This window comes from Methylobacterium sp. B4 (assembly GCF_003201865.1).
GTDB lineage: Bacteria > Pseudomonadota > Alphaproteobacteria > Rhizobiales > Beijerinckiaceae > Methylobacterium.
This window is the reverse complement of record NZ_QJJJ01000004.1, coordinates 1-16,891: the sequence shown is the minus strand read 5'-3', so window position 1 is coordinate 16,891 and position 16,891 is coordinate 1. Positions and strand designations below refer to the sequence as shown.

At 70.4% G+C, this 16,891-nt stretch carries 13 protein-coding genes; 7 read left to right on the top strand and 6 right to left on the bottom strand.

Annotation, left to right across the window (positions count from 1 at the left end; translation table 11 throughout):
• Positions 1-103: 103 nt before the first annotated feature.
• The 6 genes from fdhF to BY998_RS07330 all read right to left on the bottom strand — a co-directional run bounded on the left by fdhF (position 104) and on the right by BY998_RS07330 (position 9,257).
• Complete coding sequence (gene fdhF / locus BY998_RS07355; protein WP_110350993.1) at positions 104-2,956, bottom strand: formate dehydrogenase subunit alpha; 2,853 nt, start codon at positions 2,954-2,956, stop codon at positions 104-106.
• A 12-nt stretch (positions 2,957-2,968) separates the two neighbouring features.
• The gene (locus BY998_RS07350; protein ID WP_110350992.1) at positions 2,969-4,528 is read right to left on the bottom strand and encodes a formate dehydrogenase beta subunit; all 1,560 of its coding nucleotides are present in this window, start codon (positions 4,526-4,528) and stop codon (positions 2,969-2,971) included.
• Positions 4,525-4,998 (bottom strand): formate dehydrogenase subunit gamma, encoded by a 474-nt coding sequence (locus tag BY998_RS07345; RefSeq protein WP_110350991.1) that lies wholly within the window; start codon positions 4,996-4,998, stop codon positions 4,525-4,527. The genes BY998_RS07350 and BY998_RS07345 overlap by 4 nt, the downstream gene beginning before the upstream one ends.
• Before the next feature lie 335 nt (positions 4,999-5,333).
• On the bottom strand, positions 5,334-7,262 hold the full coding sequence (locus tag BY998_RS07340; RefSeq protein WP_110350990.1) for a BCCT family transporter: 1,929 nt from the start codon (positions 7,260-7,262) through the stop codon (positions 5,334-5,336).
• Between the two features lie 210 nt (positions 7,263-7,472).
• Entirely contained in the window at positions 7,473-8,690 is a 1,218-nt protein-coding gene (locus tag BY998_RS07335) for a serine hydrolase domain-containing protein (RefSeq protein ID WP_110350989.1), read from the bottom strand.
• Between the two features lie 72 nt (positions 8,691-8,762).
• Positions 8,763-9,257: a DUF427 domain-containing protein gene (locus BY998_RS07330; protein ID WP_110350988.1), complete on the bottom strand. Its 495-nt coding sequence runs from the start codon at positions 9,255-9,257 to the stop codon at positions 8,763-8,765.
• A gap of 86 nt (positions 9,258-9,343) precedes the next feature.
• On the opposite strand from BY998_RS07330, the gene otsB reads away from it, so the two are divergent.
• From otsB to BY998_RS07295, 7 genes are all read left to right on the top strand, one after another.
• Positions 9,344-10,111, top strand: coding sequence for a trehalose-phosphatase (gene otsB / locus BY998_RS07325; RefSeq protein ID WP_110350987.1), 768 nt, complete (start codon positions 9,344-9,346; stop codon positions 10,109-10,111).
• Positions 10,112-10,185: 74 nt separating this feature from the next.
• A complete protein-coding gene (locus BY998_RS07320; RefSeq protein WP_110350986.1) occupies positions 10,186-11,178 on the top strand; it encodes a glucokinase in 993 nt (330 codons plus the stop codon).
• Positions 11,179-11,312: 134 nt separating this feature from the next.
• Positions 11,313-12,236, top strand: a complete 924-nt coding sequence (locus BY998_RS07315; RefSeq protein WP_110350985.1) for a DUF3108 domain-containing protein — start codon at positions 11,313-11,315, stop codon at positions 12,234-12,236.
• A gap of 255 nt (positions 12,237-12,491) precedes the next feature.
• A complete protein-coding gene (locus tag BY998_RS07310) occupies positions 12,492-12,803 on the top strand; it encodes a hypothetical protein (protein ID WP_110351251.1) in 312 nt (103 codons plus the stop codon).
• 85 nt (positions 12,804-12,888) lie between these two features.
• Entirely contained in the window at positions 12,889-16,290 is a 3,402-nt protein-coding gene (locus BY998_RS07305; protein WP_110350984.1) for a helicase-related protein, read from the top strand.
• Positions 16,291-16,312: 22 nt separating this feature from the next.
• Positions 16,313-16,588, top strand: coding sequence for an RNA-binding S4 domain-containing protein (locus BY998_RS07300; protein ID WP_110350983.1), 276 nt, complete (start codon positions 16,313-16,315; stop codon positions 16,586-16,588).
• 202 nt (positions 16,589-16,790) lie between these two features.
• Positions 16,791-16,891, top strand: a 101-nt coding sequence (locus BY998_RS07295) for a GTP-binding protein (RefSeq protein ID WP_146221755.1), incomplete at its 3' end; no start/stop codon positions are given.

Genomic DNA, 16,891 nt, shown 5'->3' with positions numbered 1-16,891 from the left:
TGGATTGCTTCGCATTCGCTCGCAATGACGGTGGAGGTCTCCGGCCCGAACCGGCGGGCCGGTGTGGGAGCGGGCCGTGGCCCGCTCCCCAAGTCTCAGAAGATCACTCCGCGGCTTCCGCGATGCGGGTCAGCGAGAAGTCCTCTTCGTAGAACTTCGCCTGCCAGTCGGAGGGCCGGTTCGTGCGCCGCACCTGCACCGCCGTCACCTTGTACTCGGGGCAGTTGGTGGCCCAGTCCGAGTAGTCCGTGGTGATGACGTTGGCACCGGTCTTGGCGTGGTGGAAGGTCGTGTAGACGATCCCCGGCTGCATCCGCTCCGTGACCTTGGCCTTGAGCGCGATGTCGCCCGAGCGGCTCTCCAGCGCGACGAGGTCGCCGTCGACGATGCCGCGCATCTCCGCGTCGAAGGGGTGGATCTCCAGCACGTCCTCCTCGTGCCAGCGGGAGTTCTCGGTGCGCCGCGTCTGCGCGCCGACATTGTACTGCGAGAGGATACGGCCCGTGGTGAGGATCAGCGGGAACTTGCCCGTGGTCCGCTCGTCGGTGGGCACGTATTCCGTGATCATGAAGCGGCCCTTGCCGCGCACGAACCGGTCGACGTGCATCATCGGCGTGCCGAGCGGCGCCTTCTCGTTGCAGGGCCACTGGATCGAGCCCAGCTCCTCCAGCTTGTCGTAGGAGACGCCGGCGAAGCTCGGGGTGAGCGCCGCGATCTCGTCCATGATTTCGGACGGGTGGGTGTACTCCATCTTGTAGCCCAGCGCGTTGGCGAGCAGCACCGTGCCCTCCCAGTCGCCGTAGCCGCCCATCGGGGACATCACCTTGCGCACGCGGGAGATGCGGCGCTCGGCGTTGGTGAAGGTGCCGTCCTTCTCGAGGAAGGAGGCGCCCGGCAGGAAGACGTGGGCGTACTTGGCGGTCTCGTTCAGGAACAGGTCCTGGATCACGATGCACTCCATGGCCTTGAGGCCGGAGGTGACGTGATGGGTGTCGGGGTCGGACTGCGCGATGTCCTCGCCCTGGATGTACATGCCCTTGAAGGTGCCGCCGACGGCCTCGTCCAGCATGTTGGTGATGCGCAGGCCCGGCGCGTTGTCGAGCTTGGCCCCCCAGATCGCCTCGAAGCTCTCGCGGGTGGCGTCGTCCGAGACGTGGCGGTAGCCCGGCAGCTCGTGCGGGAACGAGCCCATGTCGCAGGAGCCCTGCACGTTGTTCTGGCCGCGCAGCGGGTTCACGCCGGCGCCCACCATGCCGATATTGCCGGTGGCCATGGCGATGTTGGCCATGCCCATCACCATGGTCGAGCCCTGGCTGTGCTCGGTCACGCCCAACCCGTAGTAGATCGCGGCCTTGCCTCCCGTGGCGTAGAGCCGGGCGGCGGCACGGATCTCCTGCGGATCGACGCCGGTGATCGCCTGCGCGGCCTCGGGCGAGTTGCGCTCCTCGGCGATGAACCGGGCCCAGGACTCGAACTCGGCCAGATCGCAGCGCTCGCGGACGTAATCCTCGGCGATCAGCCCTTCCGTGACGATGACGTGGGCGAACGCGTTGATGAAAGCGACGTTGGAGCCGGGCTTGAGCGGCAGGTGATGGTCGGCCCGGATGTGGGGCGACTTCACGAGGTCGATCTTGCGCGGGTCGGCGACGATGAGGCGGGCGCCTTCACGCAGCCGCTTCTTCATCCGCGAGCCGAAGACGGGGTGACCGTCGGTCGGGTTGGCGCCGATGACGAGGATCACGTCGGATTCCTCGACCGACTTGAAGTCCTGCGTGCCGGCGGAGGTGCCGAGCGTGGACATCAGGCCGTAGCCGGTCGGCGAGTGGCAGACGCGGGCGCAGGTATCGACGTTATTGTTGCCGAAGGCGGCGCGAACCAGCTTCTGGACGAGGTAGGCTTCCTCGTTGGTGCAGCGCGACGAGGTGATGCCACCAACCGAATCGCGGCCGTACTTGGCCTGGATGCGCTTGAACTCGGAGGCGGCGTGATTGATCGCCTCCTCCCAGGAGACCTCGCGCCACGGATCCGTGATCTTGGCGCGGATCATCGGCTTGGTGATGCGGTCCTTGTGGGTGGCGTAGCCGTAGGCGAAGCGGCCCTTGACGCAGGAATGGCCCTCGTTCGCCTTGCCGCCCTTGTAGGGCACCATGCGCACGACCTTGTCGCCCTGCATCTCGGCCTTGAAGGCGCAGCCGACGCCGCAATAGGCGCAGGTCGTCACCGCCGCATGGTCGGGCTGGCCGAACTCGTGGATCGTCTTCTCCTGCAGCGTCGCGGTCGGGCAGGCCTGGACGCAGGCGCCGCAGGACACGCATTCGGACTGCATGAAGTTGGTCGGGCCGGCCGCCACGCGGCTGTCGAAGCCGCGGCCCTCGATGGTCAGCGCGAAGGTGCCCTGCGTCTCCTCGCAGGCGCGGACGCAGCGATTGCAAACGATGCACTTCGACGGGTCGTAGGTGAAGTAGGGGTTCGACTCGTCCTTGGGCAGGTAGCGCTCGGAGGTCGGCTTGACGTGGTTGTCGCCGTCATAGCCGTAACGCACGTCGCGCAGGCCGACCTGACCTGCAGTATCCTGCAGCTCACAATCGCCGTTGGCCGCGCAGGTCAGGCAGTCGAGCGGGTGGTCGGAGATGTAGAGCTCCATCACGCCCTTGCGGAGGCGATGCAGCTTTTCGTTCTGGGTATGCACGACCATGCCGTTCTCGGCCGGCGTGGTGCAGGAGGCCGGCGTGCCGCGGCGGCCCTCGATCTCCACGAGGCACATGCGGCAGGAGCCGAACGGCTCCAGCGAATCCGTGGCGCAGAGCTTCGGGATCTTGGTGCCCATATGCATCGCGGCGGCCATGACCGAGGTGCCCGCGGGCACCGTCACGCTCTCTCCGTCGATGGTCAGCGTCACCGTCTGCTCGTTGAGCCGGATCGGCGTGCCGTAGTCGATTTCCTTGATGAGGGTCATGCGAGCGCCTCCTCACTCGGCCGCGACGGGCAGATCGCCCGCGCGCCGAAAATCCTCGGGGAAGTTGGTGATGGCGCTCATCACGGGCATGGGCGTCAGGCCGCCCATGGCGCAGAGCGAGCCGTCGGTCATGACCTCGCAGAGGTCCGCGACGAGCTTGAGATTCGCCTCCGGGCGGATGCCGGAGATGACCTTGTCCATGGTCTCGACGCCGCGGGTGGCGCCGACGCGGCAGGGGGTGCACTTGCCGCAGGATTCGGTGGCGCAGAACTCGAAGGCGAAACGCGCCTGCTTGGCCATGTCCACCGTGTCGTCGAACACGACGATGCCGCCGTGGCCGACGAGGCCCTTCTTGGCCGCCATCGCCTCGTAATCGAGCGGCGTGTCGAGCAGCTCGTCGGGGAAGTAGGCCCCGAGCGGGCCGCCGACCTGCACCGCGCGCACCGGCCGGCCCGAGGCCGTGCCGCCGCCGAACTCCTCGATCACCTGACGGATGGTGATGCCGAAGGCGTACTCGATCAGGCCGCCCTGGGCGATGTTGCCGGCGAGCTGAATCGGCAGGGTGCCGAGCGAGCGGCCCATACCGTACTCGGCGTAAGACTTGGCGCCGTGCTCCAGGATGTACGGTACGGCCGTGAAGGTCATGACGTTGTTGACCAGCGTCGGCTTGCCGAGAAAGCCCTTCAGCGCCGGGATCGGCGGCTTGGCCCGGACGATGCCGCGCTTGCCCTCGAGGCTTTCCAGCAGCGAGGTCTCTTCGCCGCAGATATAGGCGCCGGCACCCAGCCGCACTTCCAGGTGGAAGCTCTTGCCGCTTCCCAGGATGTTGTCGCCGAGCACGCCGGCCCGCACGCCGTTGGCGATGGCGTCACGCAGGGTCTTGAAGCTCTGCGGGTATTCCGAGCGGCAGTAGATGTAGCCCCGGGTCGCACCGGTGGCGACGGCGGCGATGGTCATGCCCTCGATCAGGTTGAAGGGGTCGCCCTCCATCATGATCCGGTCGGCGAAGGTGCCGGAATCGCCCTCGTCGGCATTGCAGACCACGTATTTCTGGTCCGCCTTGGCCAGCATCACCGTGTTCCACTTGATGCCCGCCGGGAAGCCGGCGCCGCCGCGCCCGCGCAGTCCCGAATCGCGCACCTGGGCAACAATGCCCTCGGCGTCGAGCTTCAGCGCGGCTTCGAGGCCGCGATAGCCGCCATGGGCCCGGTAATCCTCGACCGAGACCGGATCGACCACGCCGCAGCGGTGGAAGGTCAGGCGATGCTGCTTGGCCAGGAACGGAATTTCTTCCGGCTTTCCGAGGCGGAGTGCGTGCTCGCCGCCCTCGACGAAGTTCGCGTCGAGCAGGCCCTCGACGTCGGCCGGGGTCACCGGGCCGTAGGCGATGCGGCCCTCCGGCGTGCCGACCTCGACCATCGGCTCGAGCCAGAGCATGCCGCGGGTGCCGGTGCGGACGATGCGCACGTCGAGACCGCGCCGTTCGGCGCCGGCAAAGATCGCGCGGGCGACGCGATTGGCGCCGAGACCCAGGGCGACCGCGTCCTGCGGGACGTAGAGGGTGATGCTCACGCGCGGGCCTCCTTGAGGGCGGCGTCGAGGGATTCGGCCGTCAGGCGGGCCAGCGGCTCGTCATTGACCAGGGCGGCGGGGGCGTTGGCGCAGAGGCCAAGGCAGTAGACCGGCTCTACGGTAACGCCGTCGGCGCTGGTTCCGTGCCAGTCGCAACCCATCCGCGAGAGGATTTCGCCGTGCAGCCGGTCGGAACCCATCGCCTGACAGGCCTCGGCCCGGCACAGCTTCACGTGGTGATGCCCGGCCGGCGGTTCGCGCCGGAAGTCGTGGTAGAAGGTCAGGCAGCCGTGCACCTCGGCGCGCGATAAGTTCAGCGCATCGGCGATCATCGGCACCGCCTGCGCGTCGACGTAGCCGAACGTCTCCTGCAGAGCATGCAATATAGGGAGAGTCGCGCCCTCCAGGGATTGCAGCTCGGCCACGATCCCCGCGGCGCGCGAGGCGTTCCAAGGCTCGGAACCAGCCATGTTTTCCTGCCCAACTTGGTTTTGTTCTAAGGCTGGATCCAAACAGGGATGGCACTAAAGTTCAATCAAGCTGTCTCGTGGTTTGACAAAAATTCTCGATCAAAACGGGCTGTTTGCACTGCATCAACCGCTCGAACTGCGCTCAAAATTATTTTTGATGGCGTTCCAAATTTTCTTTCGTCTCAACGAGATACCACCTCTGCGGGTTGGTCCGGATCCGGTCGGAGAGGCGCGGACAAGGGCTTGCACGCCGCCGGGCACGGGACGGCCCGGCGGATGAATCCACCGCTCGTTGCGAGCAGATCCGGCAGGCGACGCCGGCCGGTCGGCGATCCCTACGCGGCGCCCCTCACAGCCCGGAACTGTGCGTAGCGCTTCAGGAGATCGTCGATCACACGGTCGCGGCTGTAGCCGGTGACGTCGTGCGCGCGGTCTCCCTCCGAAGTCTGCACGAGGGCGCGGTAATGGCGCTCGTCCGACGATTTCGACGGGTTCTCCGCCCAGGCGAAGCTCGGATTGCGCAGGCCGCGCACGCGGATGCCGTATCGGAAGGCGCCGCGGTCGCCGTAGGGCACGATGAGATCGACGCGCTCGACCGATCGCCTGATCTCGGGAGAGAGGCCGCCCTCGCGCATCTGCTCCGCCACCGCTTCGAGCGCGGGCGCGGCGGTCCCGTCGAGGAAGGCCTGCAGGTCTTCCTTGCCGTAGGAATGGGTGATCGCCGCCAGCCTCTGCTGCCAGGACAGGCCGCCCGGCGATCCGGCGTTGCGGGACAGGTCGAGACCGCCGCTGCGCCCCTCCGATTGCAGCGCCCGCAGCAGGCCGTAGCAGATGAAGATCATGATCAGGGCGAAGGGCAGGGCGCTGACGATGGCGGCGGTCTGAAGCGCCTCCAGCCCGCCCGCCATCAGCAGCACGGCGGCGATGGCGCCTCCGGCGAGGACCCAGAACACCCGCTGCCAGACCGGCGGGTCCTCGGCCGCCCCCGAGGTGATCATGTCGATCACCAGCGCGCCCGAATCCGCCGAGGTGACGAAAAAGAAGATCACCAGCAGCGTCGCCAGCCCGGAGGCGATCGTGCCGAAGGGCAGGTGCCCGAGCATGGCGAACAGGGCGACGGGCATGTCGTCCTTCACGATGGCCGAGAGCGCCACGGTGCCGGCCCGGTCCATCTCGATGGCCGTGTTGCCGAACACCGTCATCCAGAAGAAGGTGAACAGCACCGGCACCAGCAGCACGCCGGTCACGAACTCGCGAATGGTGCGCCCGCGGGAGATGCGGGCGATGAACATGCCGACGAAGGGCGACCACGCGATCCACCAGCCCCAGTAGAACAGGGTCCAGGTGCCAAGCCATTCGTTGGGCCGGTAGGCGTAGGTCTGGAGCGTGCGCTCGACCACGGCGCCGAGATAGGCGCCGAGGTTCTGCACGAAGGCCTGGAGCAGGAACACCGTCGAGCCGGTGGCCAGCACGAAGGCGAGGAGCAGCACGGCGAGGACGATGTTCAGCTCGGACAGGATCTTGATCCCCCGGTCGAGCCCGGAGACCACCGACAGCGTGGCGCAAGCGGTGATGAGCGTGATCAGGAGGATCTGGACCGGCGTGCTGGTCGGGATGCCGAACAGGTGGCTGAAGCCGGCATTGACCTGAAGCACGCCGAGGCCCAGCGAGGTGGCGACGCCGAAGATCGTGCCGAGCACCGCGAAGATGTCGATGGCGTGCCCGATGGGCCCGTTGATCCTGTCGCCGATGAGCGGGTGCAGGGCCGAGCGGACGGTGAGCGGCAGCCCGCGGCGGAAGGCGAAATAGGCGAGCGCCAGCCCGACCACGATGTAGATCGCCCAGGCGTGCACGCCCCAGTGGAAGAAGGTCAGCACCATCGCGCGCTGCGCGGCCTCGATGGTCTTGCCCTCGCCGACGGGGGGCGTGGCGTAGTGCTGGAGCGGTTCGGCCACGCCGAAGAAGATCAGGCCGATGCCCATGCCGGCGCTGAACAGCATGGCGAACCACGACAGGTAGCTGTAGTCGGGCTCGCTGTCGTCCGGCCCCAGCCGCACGTCGCCGTAGCGGCTCAGCATCAGGAAGATCGCGAAGCCCAGAAAGCTCGCGACGGAGGCGATGTAGAACCAGCCGAACTCGCGCACGATCTCCGCCTGGACGGTGTCGAAGATCGACTTGGCCTGCACCGGAAACAGGGCGGCGAGGCCGGCGAAGGCGAGCGTCAGCCCGGCCGAGGTGAAGAAGACGGGTGGGTTGACCTGCATCCTCGGGCGTCTGTGGCCCCGGCCTTCGGGTTTGGTGAGATCGTTCATGCCGGCCCGGCTTTCCTTCCAGTGTTCGAACGATCCGGTTGCGGCGGATGCAGGCGTGCCGCGGCCCCGAAGCGGAGAGCCGCCTCGGGGCCGGTCGGGCACCCTTCACTATGTTAAAAGCCGCGCTTCGGTTCCCGAGCCCGCGGCGGGACCGTCGCCGGCTCAGGCTTCGAGCGCGGCGTAGGTGAGCACCCGCAGCTCGCGGCGCAGCGGCAGCGCGGAGGAGGGCACGAGCTGGGCGAGCAGAAGCACCGCCATGTCCTCGTCCGGGTCGATCCAGAACGAAGTGCTCGCCACCCCGCCCCAGGAAACCTCGCCCGGCGTGCCGAGGATCTGGGCGCGGGCCGGGTCGAGCATGACCGAGAAGCCGAGGCCGAAGCCGATTCCGGCATAGGAGGATTCGGCGAAGCGCGGCTGGCCCATCGACGCGAGGTCGCCGGGCAGGTGGTTCATGAGCATCAGCTCGACGCTCTTGCGGCCCAGGAGCCGCACCCCGTCGAGTTCGCCGAGATTCAGGATCAGCCGGCAGAAGCGCAGGTAGTCGCCCGCCGTCGAGACGAGGCCGCCGCCGCCCGAGGCCAGGGGCGGGGGTTCGAGGAAGCGGCTGCCGACGCTGTCGTCGTAGAGGCGCAGGCTTCCCGCCCGGTCGAAGGCGTAGTTGGCGGCGAAGCGCTCGCGCTTGTCCGGCGCCACGAAGAAGTCGGTGTCGTGCAGGCCGAGCGGGCGCAGGATGCGCTTCCGTAGGAAATCCGCGAAGTCGAGGCCGGAGACGACCGCCACGAGATGGCCGAGCACGTCGGTGGCCACCGAGTAGTTCCACTCGGCGCCCGGCTGGGCCAGCAGCGGCTGCTGCGCGAGTCGCGCCACGAGCTCGCCGAGCGGCAGGGTCGAGGTCTGGAAGTCGATCTCGTTCTGCCGGTAGAGGGCATCGACGAGGGTCGCCTCCATGAAGCCGTAGGTGAGGCCGCTCGTGTGGGTCAGCAGGTCGTGGATCGTGATGAGCCGGCGGGCCGGCTCGGTCTCGAGCCGCGCCCGGTTGCCGCCGGTGGCCACGCGCATCTGCCCGAATTCGGGCAGGAAGCGCGCCACCGGGTCGTCGAGCTGGAAGCGCCCCTCCTCGTAGAGCATCATCACCGCGAGCGAGGTCAGCGGCTTCGTCATCGAGTAGATGCGGGTCAGGGTGTCGGCGGCGAACGGCCTCTCCCGCGCGAGGTCGGCATGACCGTGGGCGCGGAAGAAGGCGGTCTTGTCCCCCCGCAGCACGCTGACCGAGAGGCCCGCGAGCCGTCCGGATTCCACGTAACCCCGCATCCAGGCATCGATCCGCTCCAGGCGGTCGGGGCAGAGGCCGACGTCTCGGGGATCGGTCTCAACCTGCATACGCGGCTCCTCGCGTTCGTGTCCGAGGCCCGTGTAGCGGCCTCGGACGGCGTGGCGCCAGCCCGAAAGCGGTCACCAGCCCATCGTGCCGGGGCCGCCCTTGAACGGGCCGACGAGCCCCGGCGTGATCCAGCCGCCGTAGAAGCCGCCGGGCTGCGGCTCGGCCCGCACCTCGCCGACGAGACAGGAATCCATCGGGCCGGCATAGAAGGCGACGTAGCCGGCGATGGGCCGGAAGCCCGGCGTCGGGTCGGGATAGGCCCAGGCCGCCCCCGGCGCCCGTGCCCCGCCGCCCGTCACGTCGAACAGCACGGCGCTGCCTTTCCACTCGCAGATCCCGGCCCGGCGCGGCGGCCCGAGCACGCCCTCGGCGATATCCTGGGGCGGGAAGTAGTAGGTCGGCGGGTGGCTCGTCTCCAGCACGCGGAAGCCGGCCGTGGTCGCGGCGATGGTCCGGCCGCCGAGGACGACCGTCAGCCGCTCCGGCACCGGCTCCAGCCGGGGCGGGCGGGGATAGTCCCAGACGCTTTCCTGCCCCGGATCGGGGCGGACGGGGATGGGCCGCACGGGCTCCTCCGTTGGTGTCACATCACGGGTTTGTCGCAACCGCCCCTCATGCTAGCGCAGGGAAAGCCCGAGAGAAGGACGATGCCGTGAGCCAAGAGGCACGCCAGACCGCCGACTATGCGCTGTTCCTCGATTTCGACGGCACCCTGGTCGAGATCGCCCCGCGCCCCGACGCGGTGCAGGTCGATCCCGCCCTGGTGCCCGCCCTGGAGCGCCTGCGCGAGCGGCTCGGCGGGGCGCTGGCGATCGTGACCGGCCGGCCCGTCTCCGTCATCGACGACTTTCTGGAGCCGGCCCGCTTCGACGTGGCGGGCCTGCACGGGGTCGAGCGCCGGGTCGACGGCCGCTTGGGCGGCGGACGCGCCGAGGATCATCCGGCCCTGCGCGCGGGCGTCGAGCGGTTGCACGCGGAGACGGCCCGCTACGAGGCGGTGCTGATCGAGGACAAGGGCGCCTCGGTCGCCGTGCACTGGCGGCTCGCCGCACCCGGCGATGCGCAGGCGGCGGAGGACATCGTCAAGGCGGTCGCCCGCGATCTCGGCGCTGCCTACCGGCTCCAGCTCGGCAAGGCGGTGGGCGAGATCGTGCCCGCCGACGCCACCAAGGGCCACGCGATCCGCGCCTTCCTCGAAGCCGCGCCCTATGCCGGCCGGCGGGCGATCTTCCTGGGCGACGACCGCACCGACGAGATCGCCTTCGCCTCGGTCAACGAGGATGGCGGCGTCAGCGTGCGCATCGGCGACGGCGAGACGGTCGCCGACCGCCGCCTCGCCGACCCGGCCGCGGTGCGCGCCCTGATCGCCGCCTGGGCCGAGGGCGCGCCGATCGACCCCGACGCGATCCCCGCCGCCTGAACGGGCGGCGCTTGCCGTACGGCCATCGGACCCTCTGTTAAGGTCGCGGCAAAGGACGACGAAGGGCGAGGCGGATGTTCGAATTCCCGGTGCTGGTCGGCGATATCGGCGGGACGAACGCCCGCTTCGGCCTGATCGAGGCGAAGGGCGAGCAGGCCCGCCTCCTCGCCCGCGAATCGACCGGCGGCTATCCCGATCCGAGCGCGGCGATCCGCGCCTCCCTGGAGGAGAGCGGCGCGCCGGCCCCCCGCTCGGCGATCCTGGCGATCGCAGGACGGGTCGATGCGCCCGCCGTCCAGCTCACCAACGCGGACTGGCTGGTGGACGCCGCCGCGATCGGGCGGGATTTCGGGCTCGCCCGGGTCGCCCTCGTCAACGATTACGTCCCGGTCGCGGCGGGCGCGGCCAGCATCGATCCGGACGAACTCACCCCGATCGGCCCGCAGATCGCCGAGGCCCGCGGCCCCCGCCTCGTGCTCGGACCCGGCACCGGGTTCGGCGCCGCCGCCCTGATCCCCTACGAGGACCGCCTCGCCATCGTCTCGACCGAGGCCGGGCACACCGATCTCGGCCCGATCGACGCGGAGGAGGCCGCTTTCTGGTCCGCCGTGGAGCGCGTGGAGGGGCGGGTGACGGTGGAGACGCTGCTCTCCGGCTCGGGGCTCGCGCGGCTGCACGCGGCGATCCGGCGGGGAGCGGGCGGCGACGGCGCGTTGCACGACCCGGCCGAGATCACCGGCAACGGGCTGTCCGGCGCCGATCCGCACGCGCGGACGGCGCTGACCCTGTTCGGCAAGCTGCTCGGCCGCGTCTGCGGGGATCTGGCGCTGACGTTTCTGGCCACCGGCGGCGTCTATATCGGCGGCGGCATCGCCCCGCGCATCGTGCCGGTGCTGCGGGAGGGCACGTTCCGCGAGGCCTTCGAACGCAAGGCCCCCTTCGCCGCGCAGATGCGCGACATCCCCACCAGCATCATCACCGTGAAGGACCCGGCCTTCGGCGGCCTCGCGGCGCTGGCGAGCGAGGGCGTGCGCTTCGTCTATCACGGGCAGACCTGGACGCCGTGAGGGCCGGACCGAGGCGACGCCCCCCCCTGGCGCGGGCCGAACGGTCTGTTAACCATGGCAGGCGCTAAGCTTCCCCGTCCCGTCCGCCTCGTCCCGAGCGGCGCGGGAGCGTGGAGCCTCCCAGAGTCCAGACCATGCGCGCCAAGCCCCTTCTTCGCGCCCGCCCCCTCCTCGCCGGAACCGCCGCCGGCACCCTGGCCGGCCTCCTGGCTCTGACAGCCGCTCAGGCCGGGCCGCGGGCCCACAGGGCCAAGGCGGCGCCTGCGGGCGTGGCGGTCGATTACAGCGTCAATCTCGCCGGCATCCCGATCGGCACCGCCCAGCTCACCGGCGCCTTCGAGGGTGCGCGCTACCGCATGGACGTCTCGGCGGTGCTGACCGGCCTCGTCGGCGCGGTGACCGGCGGACAGGGTTCGGCCCGCTCCTCGGGCAACCTCGCCGCGAGCCCGGTGCCGAGCGCCTTCGCCATCGCGACCCGCACCAGCAATTCCGGCATCGCCGTGCGCATGGCGCTCGCGGGCGGCAACGTCACCCAATCCGAAGTCACCCCGCCGCTCCTCGACACCGGCGACCGGGTGCCGGTCACGGCCGCGGCCAAGCGCGGCGTGATCGATCCGGCCAGCGCCCTGATGATGCCGGCCCGCGGCCGGGCCGATCTCACCGACCCGGAGAACTGCAACCGCACGCTCCCCGTCTTCGACGGCGCGACCCGCTTCAACGTGGTCCTGAGCTACGGCGAGACCCGGCAGGTGGAGAAGCCCGGCTATAGCGGCCCGGTTCTGGTCTGCAACGCCCGCTACGTCGCCATCGCCGGCCACCGGCCCGACCGGCCCGGGGTGAAGTTCATGGAAGACAACCGCGACATGTCGGTCTGGCTCGCGCCCGTCGAGGGCACGCGGGTTCTGGTGCCGATGCGGATCGCCGTGCGCACGACCTTGGGCACCAACATCATCGAGGCGACCCGCTGGACCCGGACCGGCACCGCGACCGCCACGAGCGGCGAAGCGCAGCCGGGTGCCACCGCGACGGTCGCCGAGGCGAGCCTGTCGCAGCGGTAGTTCTCTCCGACCAAGGACCCGCTCGGCTCGCAAACCCTGGTCGCGACCTCATCCCGAGGTGACGCAGCGAAGCGCAGGCCTCGAAGGATCGGCCAGGGATCGCGCGCGATCTGGAACATCCTTCGAGGCCCGCCGAGGCGGGCACCTCCGGATGGGGAAGCGGCTGGGATACGCGATCACACTGTCGCCACGGCGACCCGGAGGTTGGCCTTGTCCCCGTTCTCAACCTCTTCGCGTTCGAGACTTCATCCGCGGATCCTCGGCCTTGCCCTTGCCCTTGCCCTTGCCCTCCTCGTCCCCGCCGGAGCGCGGGCCGACGGAACCCTCAAGACGGGCCCGGATTGCGGCGGGGACGCGTTTTCCTCCGCGCAGGTGATCGAGCGCCGCCCGCCCCGGCGCGGACCGCTGACGGCGATGCCCGACACCCTCTGCACCGATCTCGTGCCGCAGCAGCCCCAGCCCCGGATCGACATCTACGCCTATCCGAGCGTGGGCGCGCCCGCTGGCACAGCGCTTACCGACAACCCATATGGGGGAAGGCCGCCGCGGATCGCCCCGTCCCGCTAGCGGCTCTCCCCGATGCAGGGCCTGCAGGCCCGGCTGCCTTTTCCCCTCCGACGGCCCGCAGCGCCGAAGGGATCGCCGCCCCCGCATGACGCTCCGCACCCTTCACCGCGAGGCCCGCGCGCGCGGGGTCATGGCGGTGCTCGGCCCGACCAACACGGGCAAGACGCATCTGGCCATCGAGCGGATGCTCCTGCACCCGACCGGTATGATCGGCCTGCCCCTGCGGCTCCTCGCCCGCGAGGTGTATCTGCGCGTCGTCGCCAAGGTCGGCTCCGAGAACGTCGCCCTCGTCACGGGCGAGGAGAAGATCAAGCCGGACCGGCCGCGCTACTGGATCTGCACCATCGAGGCGATGCCGCGAGACCTCGAGGTGGCTTTCGTGGCGATCGACGAGATCCAGCTCGCCGCCGACATGGATCGCGGCCACGTCTTCACCGACCGCCTGCTCTACCGGCGCGGGCGCGAGGAGACGCTGCTGATCGGCTCCGCCACCATGATGCCGCTGGTGCAGGCGCTGATCCCCGGCGTCCAGACGACGACGCGCCCGCGCCTGTCGCAGCTCAGCTTCGCGGGCGAGAAGAAGATCTCGCGCCTGCCGCACCGCACGGCCATCGTCGCCTTCTCGGCGGAGGAGGTCTACGCCATCGCCGAGTTGATCCGGCGCCAGCGCGGTGGGGCGGCGGTGGTGCTCGGCGCGCTCTCGCCCCGCACCCGCAACGCCCAGGTCGAACTCTACCAGTCCGGCGAGGTCGATTACCTGGTGGCCACCGATGCGGTCGGCATGGGGCTCAACCTCGACGTCGATCACGTGGCCTTCGCCGCCAACTGGAAATACGACGGCACCCGCTTCCGCAAGCTGACGCCCGCCGAGATGGGCCAGATCGCGGGACGCGCCGGGCGCCACACCTCCGACGGCACCTTCGGCTCCACGGGGCGCTGCCCGCCCTTCGAGGCGGAGATGGTCGAGGCGCTTGAGACGCACGATTTCGAGCCCGTGCGCATGCTGCAATGGCGCAATCCCGATCTCGATTTCGCCTCCCTGGAAAAGCTGCAGGCCAGCCTCGACGAGCACCCGCACGAGCAGGGGCTCACCCGCGCGCCGATGGGCGAGGACCAGCAGGCGCTGGAAATCCTGATGCGCGAGGAGGACATCCGCGACATGGCCAAGGGCCCGGCGGCGGTGCGGCGCCTCTGGGACACCTGCGGCGTGCCGGACTACCGCAAGGTCCATCCCCAGACCCATGCCGACCTCGTGGCCCAGCTCTACCGTTTCCTGATGCGCGGCATGGCGGGGCGCATCCCCAACGACTGGTTCGCCCGCCACGTGGCGATGATCGACCGCACCGACGGCGACATCGACGCCCTGTCCCAGCGCATCGCGCAGGGAAGGACCTGGACCTTCGTGGCGAACAGGCCGGACTGGTTGCTCGATCCTCTGCATTGGCAGGGCGAGACGCGTCGGGTAGAGGACAGACTGTCCGACGCCCTGCACGAGCGCCTCGCGAGCCGCTTCGTCGACAGGCGCACCAGCGTCCTGATGCGGCGCCTGAGAGAGAAGACGATGCTGGAAGCCGAAATCACCCCCGGCGGTGACGTCACCGTCGAGGGTCAACATGTGGGCCGACTTCACGGCTTCCAATTCGTGCCCGACCCGCAAGCCGAGGGCCACGAAGCCAAGACCCTGCGCTCGGCGGCCGAGAAGGCGCTGGCCGGCGAGATCGAGGCGCGGGCCGACCGCTTCGCCTCGGCCGCCGACGCCGCTTTGGTGCTCTCGCATGACGGCATCATCCGCTGGACCGGCGACCCGGTCGCCAAGCTGACGCCGGGCGACAAGCTGTTCGAGCCCGGCATCCGCCTCATCGCCGACGACAGCCTCGCCGGCCCCTCGCGCGAGAAGGTCGAGACGCGGCTGGCCGCGTGGCTGCGCGCCCACGTGGTGCGCCTGCTCGGGCCGCTGATGGAGATCGAGTCGGCGGCCGACCTCACCGGTCTCGCCCGGGGCATCGGCTACCAGGTGGTCGAGGCGCTCGGCGTGCTGGAGCGGGCCAAGGTGGCGCACGAGATGCGCAGCCTCGATCAGGACGGCCGGGCGAATCTCCGCCGTCACGGCGTCCGCTTCGGTGCCTACCACATCTTCCTGCCGGCCCTCCTGAAGCCGGCGCCGCGCACCCTCGCCGCCCAACTCTGGGCGCTCAAGAGCGGCGGCCTCGACCAGCCGGGCCTCGACGAGATCGCGCATCTGGCCGGCTCCGGCCGCACCTCGATCAAGGTCGATCCGGCCATCGCCAAGGGCCTCTACCGGGCAGCGGGTTTCCGCGTCTGCGGCGAGCGGGCGGTGCGCGTCGACATCCTGGAGCGGCTCGCCGACCTGATCCGCCCGGCCATCGCCTACCGCCCCGGCACCACGCCGGGCGAGCCCCCGGCCGGCAGCGCCGACGGCGACGGCTTCGTGGCCACCGTCAACATGACCTCGCTGGTCGGCTGCTCGGGCGAGGATTTCGCCTCGATCCTGAAGTCGCTCGGCTACGTGGCGCAGACCCGCTCCGGCCCGGCCATCACCGTGCCGCTGGTCGCGGCCGCCCCGACCGTGCCCGCCGCCCGACCCACCGAGGCCACGCCGCAGGACACGGTTCAGGACGCGACGCCTTCGGACGGCGCGACCGACGAAGCGGCGCAGGAGACCGCGCCGGAATCGGCCGAGGCCGAGCCGATCGCCGAGGACGCGGGTCCCGCCGAGGCGACGCCGGACGGCAATGCGGATGCGCCGGCCGAAGCGACGGCTTCGGAGGCCGAGCCCGCCGCGGTGGAAACCGCCGAGCCGGTCGCCGACGTCTCCGCCGAAGCCGCAGAGCCGGCCGAGGCTGCGACGGAAGATGCGGCTCCCGAAGCCGCCGCCCCGATGCCGACGGAGACGGCGGAGGCCGCGCAGGCGGCTGCGGCGACCGGAGAGGTCGAGGCCGTGGACGCCGCCGATTCGGCCGTTGCCGCCGATGAGCCCGCCCCCGAGACGGCTTCCGAGGAAGCCGGCGCCGAGCCGGCCGAGCCGGCGGCTCCCGAGACCGTCGAGGTCTGGCACCTGCACCGGCCTCAGCGCCACACCGGACCGCGGCAGGGCCGCGGCCAGGGACGGCAGGACGGGCGGCAGGACGGCGGCCGGCAAGAGGGTCGGCAGGAAGGCCGCCAGGATGGTCGTCCCGGCGAGCGGCGGAACGACGGCCCGCGCCGTCCCCGCGGGGATCGCCCGGAGGGCGGTCGTCCGCCGCGCCCCGAGGCGCGGGGCGAGGGACGCGGGGAGGGACCCGGAGACGGGGGTCCGCGCCGCGACCATCCGGGCAACCGCAACCGGCCCGACCGCCGCGACGAGAACCGCCGCCCGAACACCGAGCAGCGCCCGCCGCGCCGCGAGCGCCAGCCCGATCCCGACTCGCCCTTCGCCGCGCTCGCCGCGCTGAAGGCGAAGCTCGAATCCGACGGGGGCAAGCGATGAGGGCGCCACCCCCGAGAGCGGAATGAGCGCGGGGCGCCAGCGCCTCGACAAGTGGCTGTGGTTCGCGCGCTTCGCCCGGACCCGGTCGATGGCGGCCCGGCTCGTGACCGACGGGCATGTCCGCATCAACGGCACCCGCGCCGACGCACCGGCCAAGGCGATCCATTGCGGCGACGTTCTCACCGTCGCCGCCCCCCACGGGACCATGCTGGTGCGGGTGCTCGATCTCGGCGAGCGGCGCGGCGGCGCTCCCGAGGCGCAGAGGCTCTACGAGGCGGTCGGCGAGGACCCTTCGTGAGGCGCAAGGGGAGCGGGCAGGGCATTCGAAGGCGGAGCGCGACGCCGGCCGACGGCAGGCTTCGCCTCCCGCCGGTCCGCTGCCGCGGGCGGCAATCTTCCTTCCCGGCAAACCTGCCGCTTGATCATCGCCGCGCGACCCTCTAAGCGGTCCGCGCCTTTACGTCCGGCATCGGCCGACGTGTCCGCGATAGGAATGCACGATGGGCAAGGAAAAGTTCTCCCGTACCAAGCCGCACTGCAACATCGGCACGATCGGGCACGTCGATCACGGCAAGACCTCGCTGACGGCGGCGATCACCAA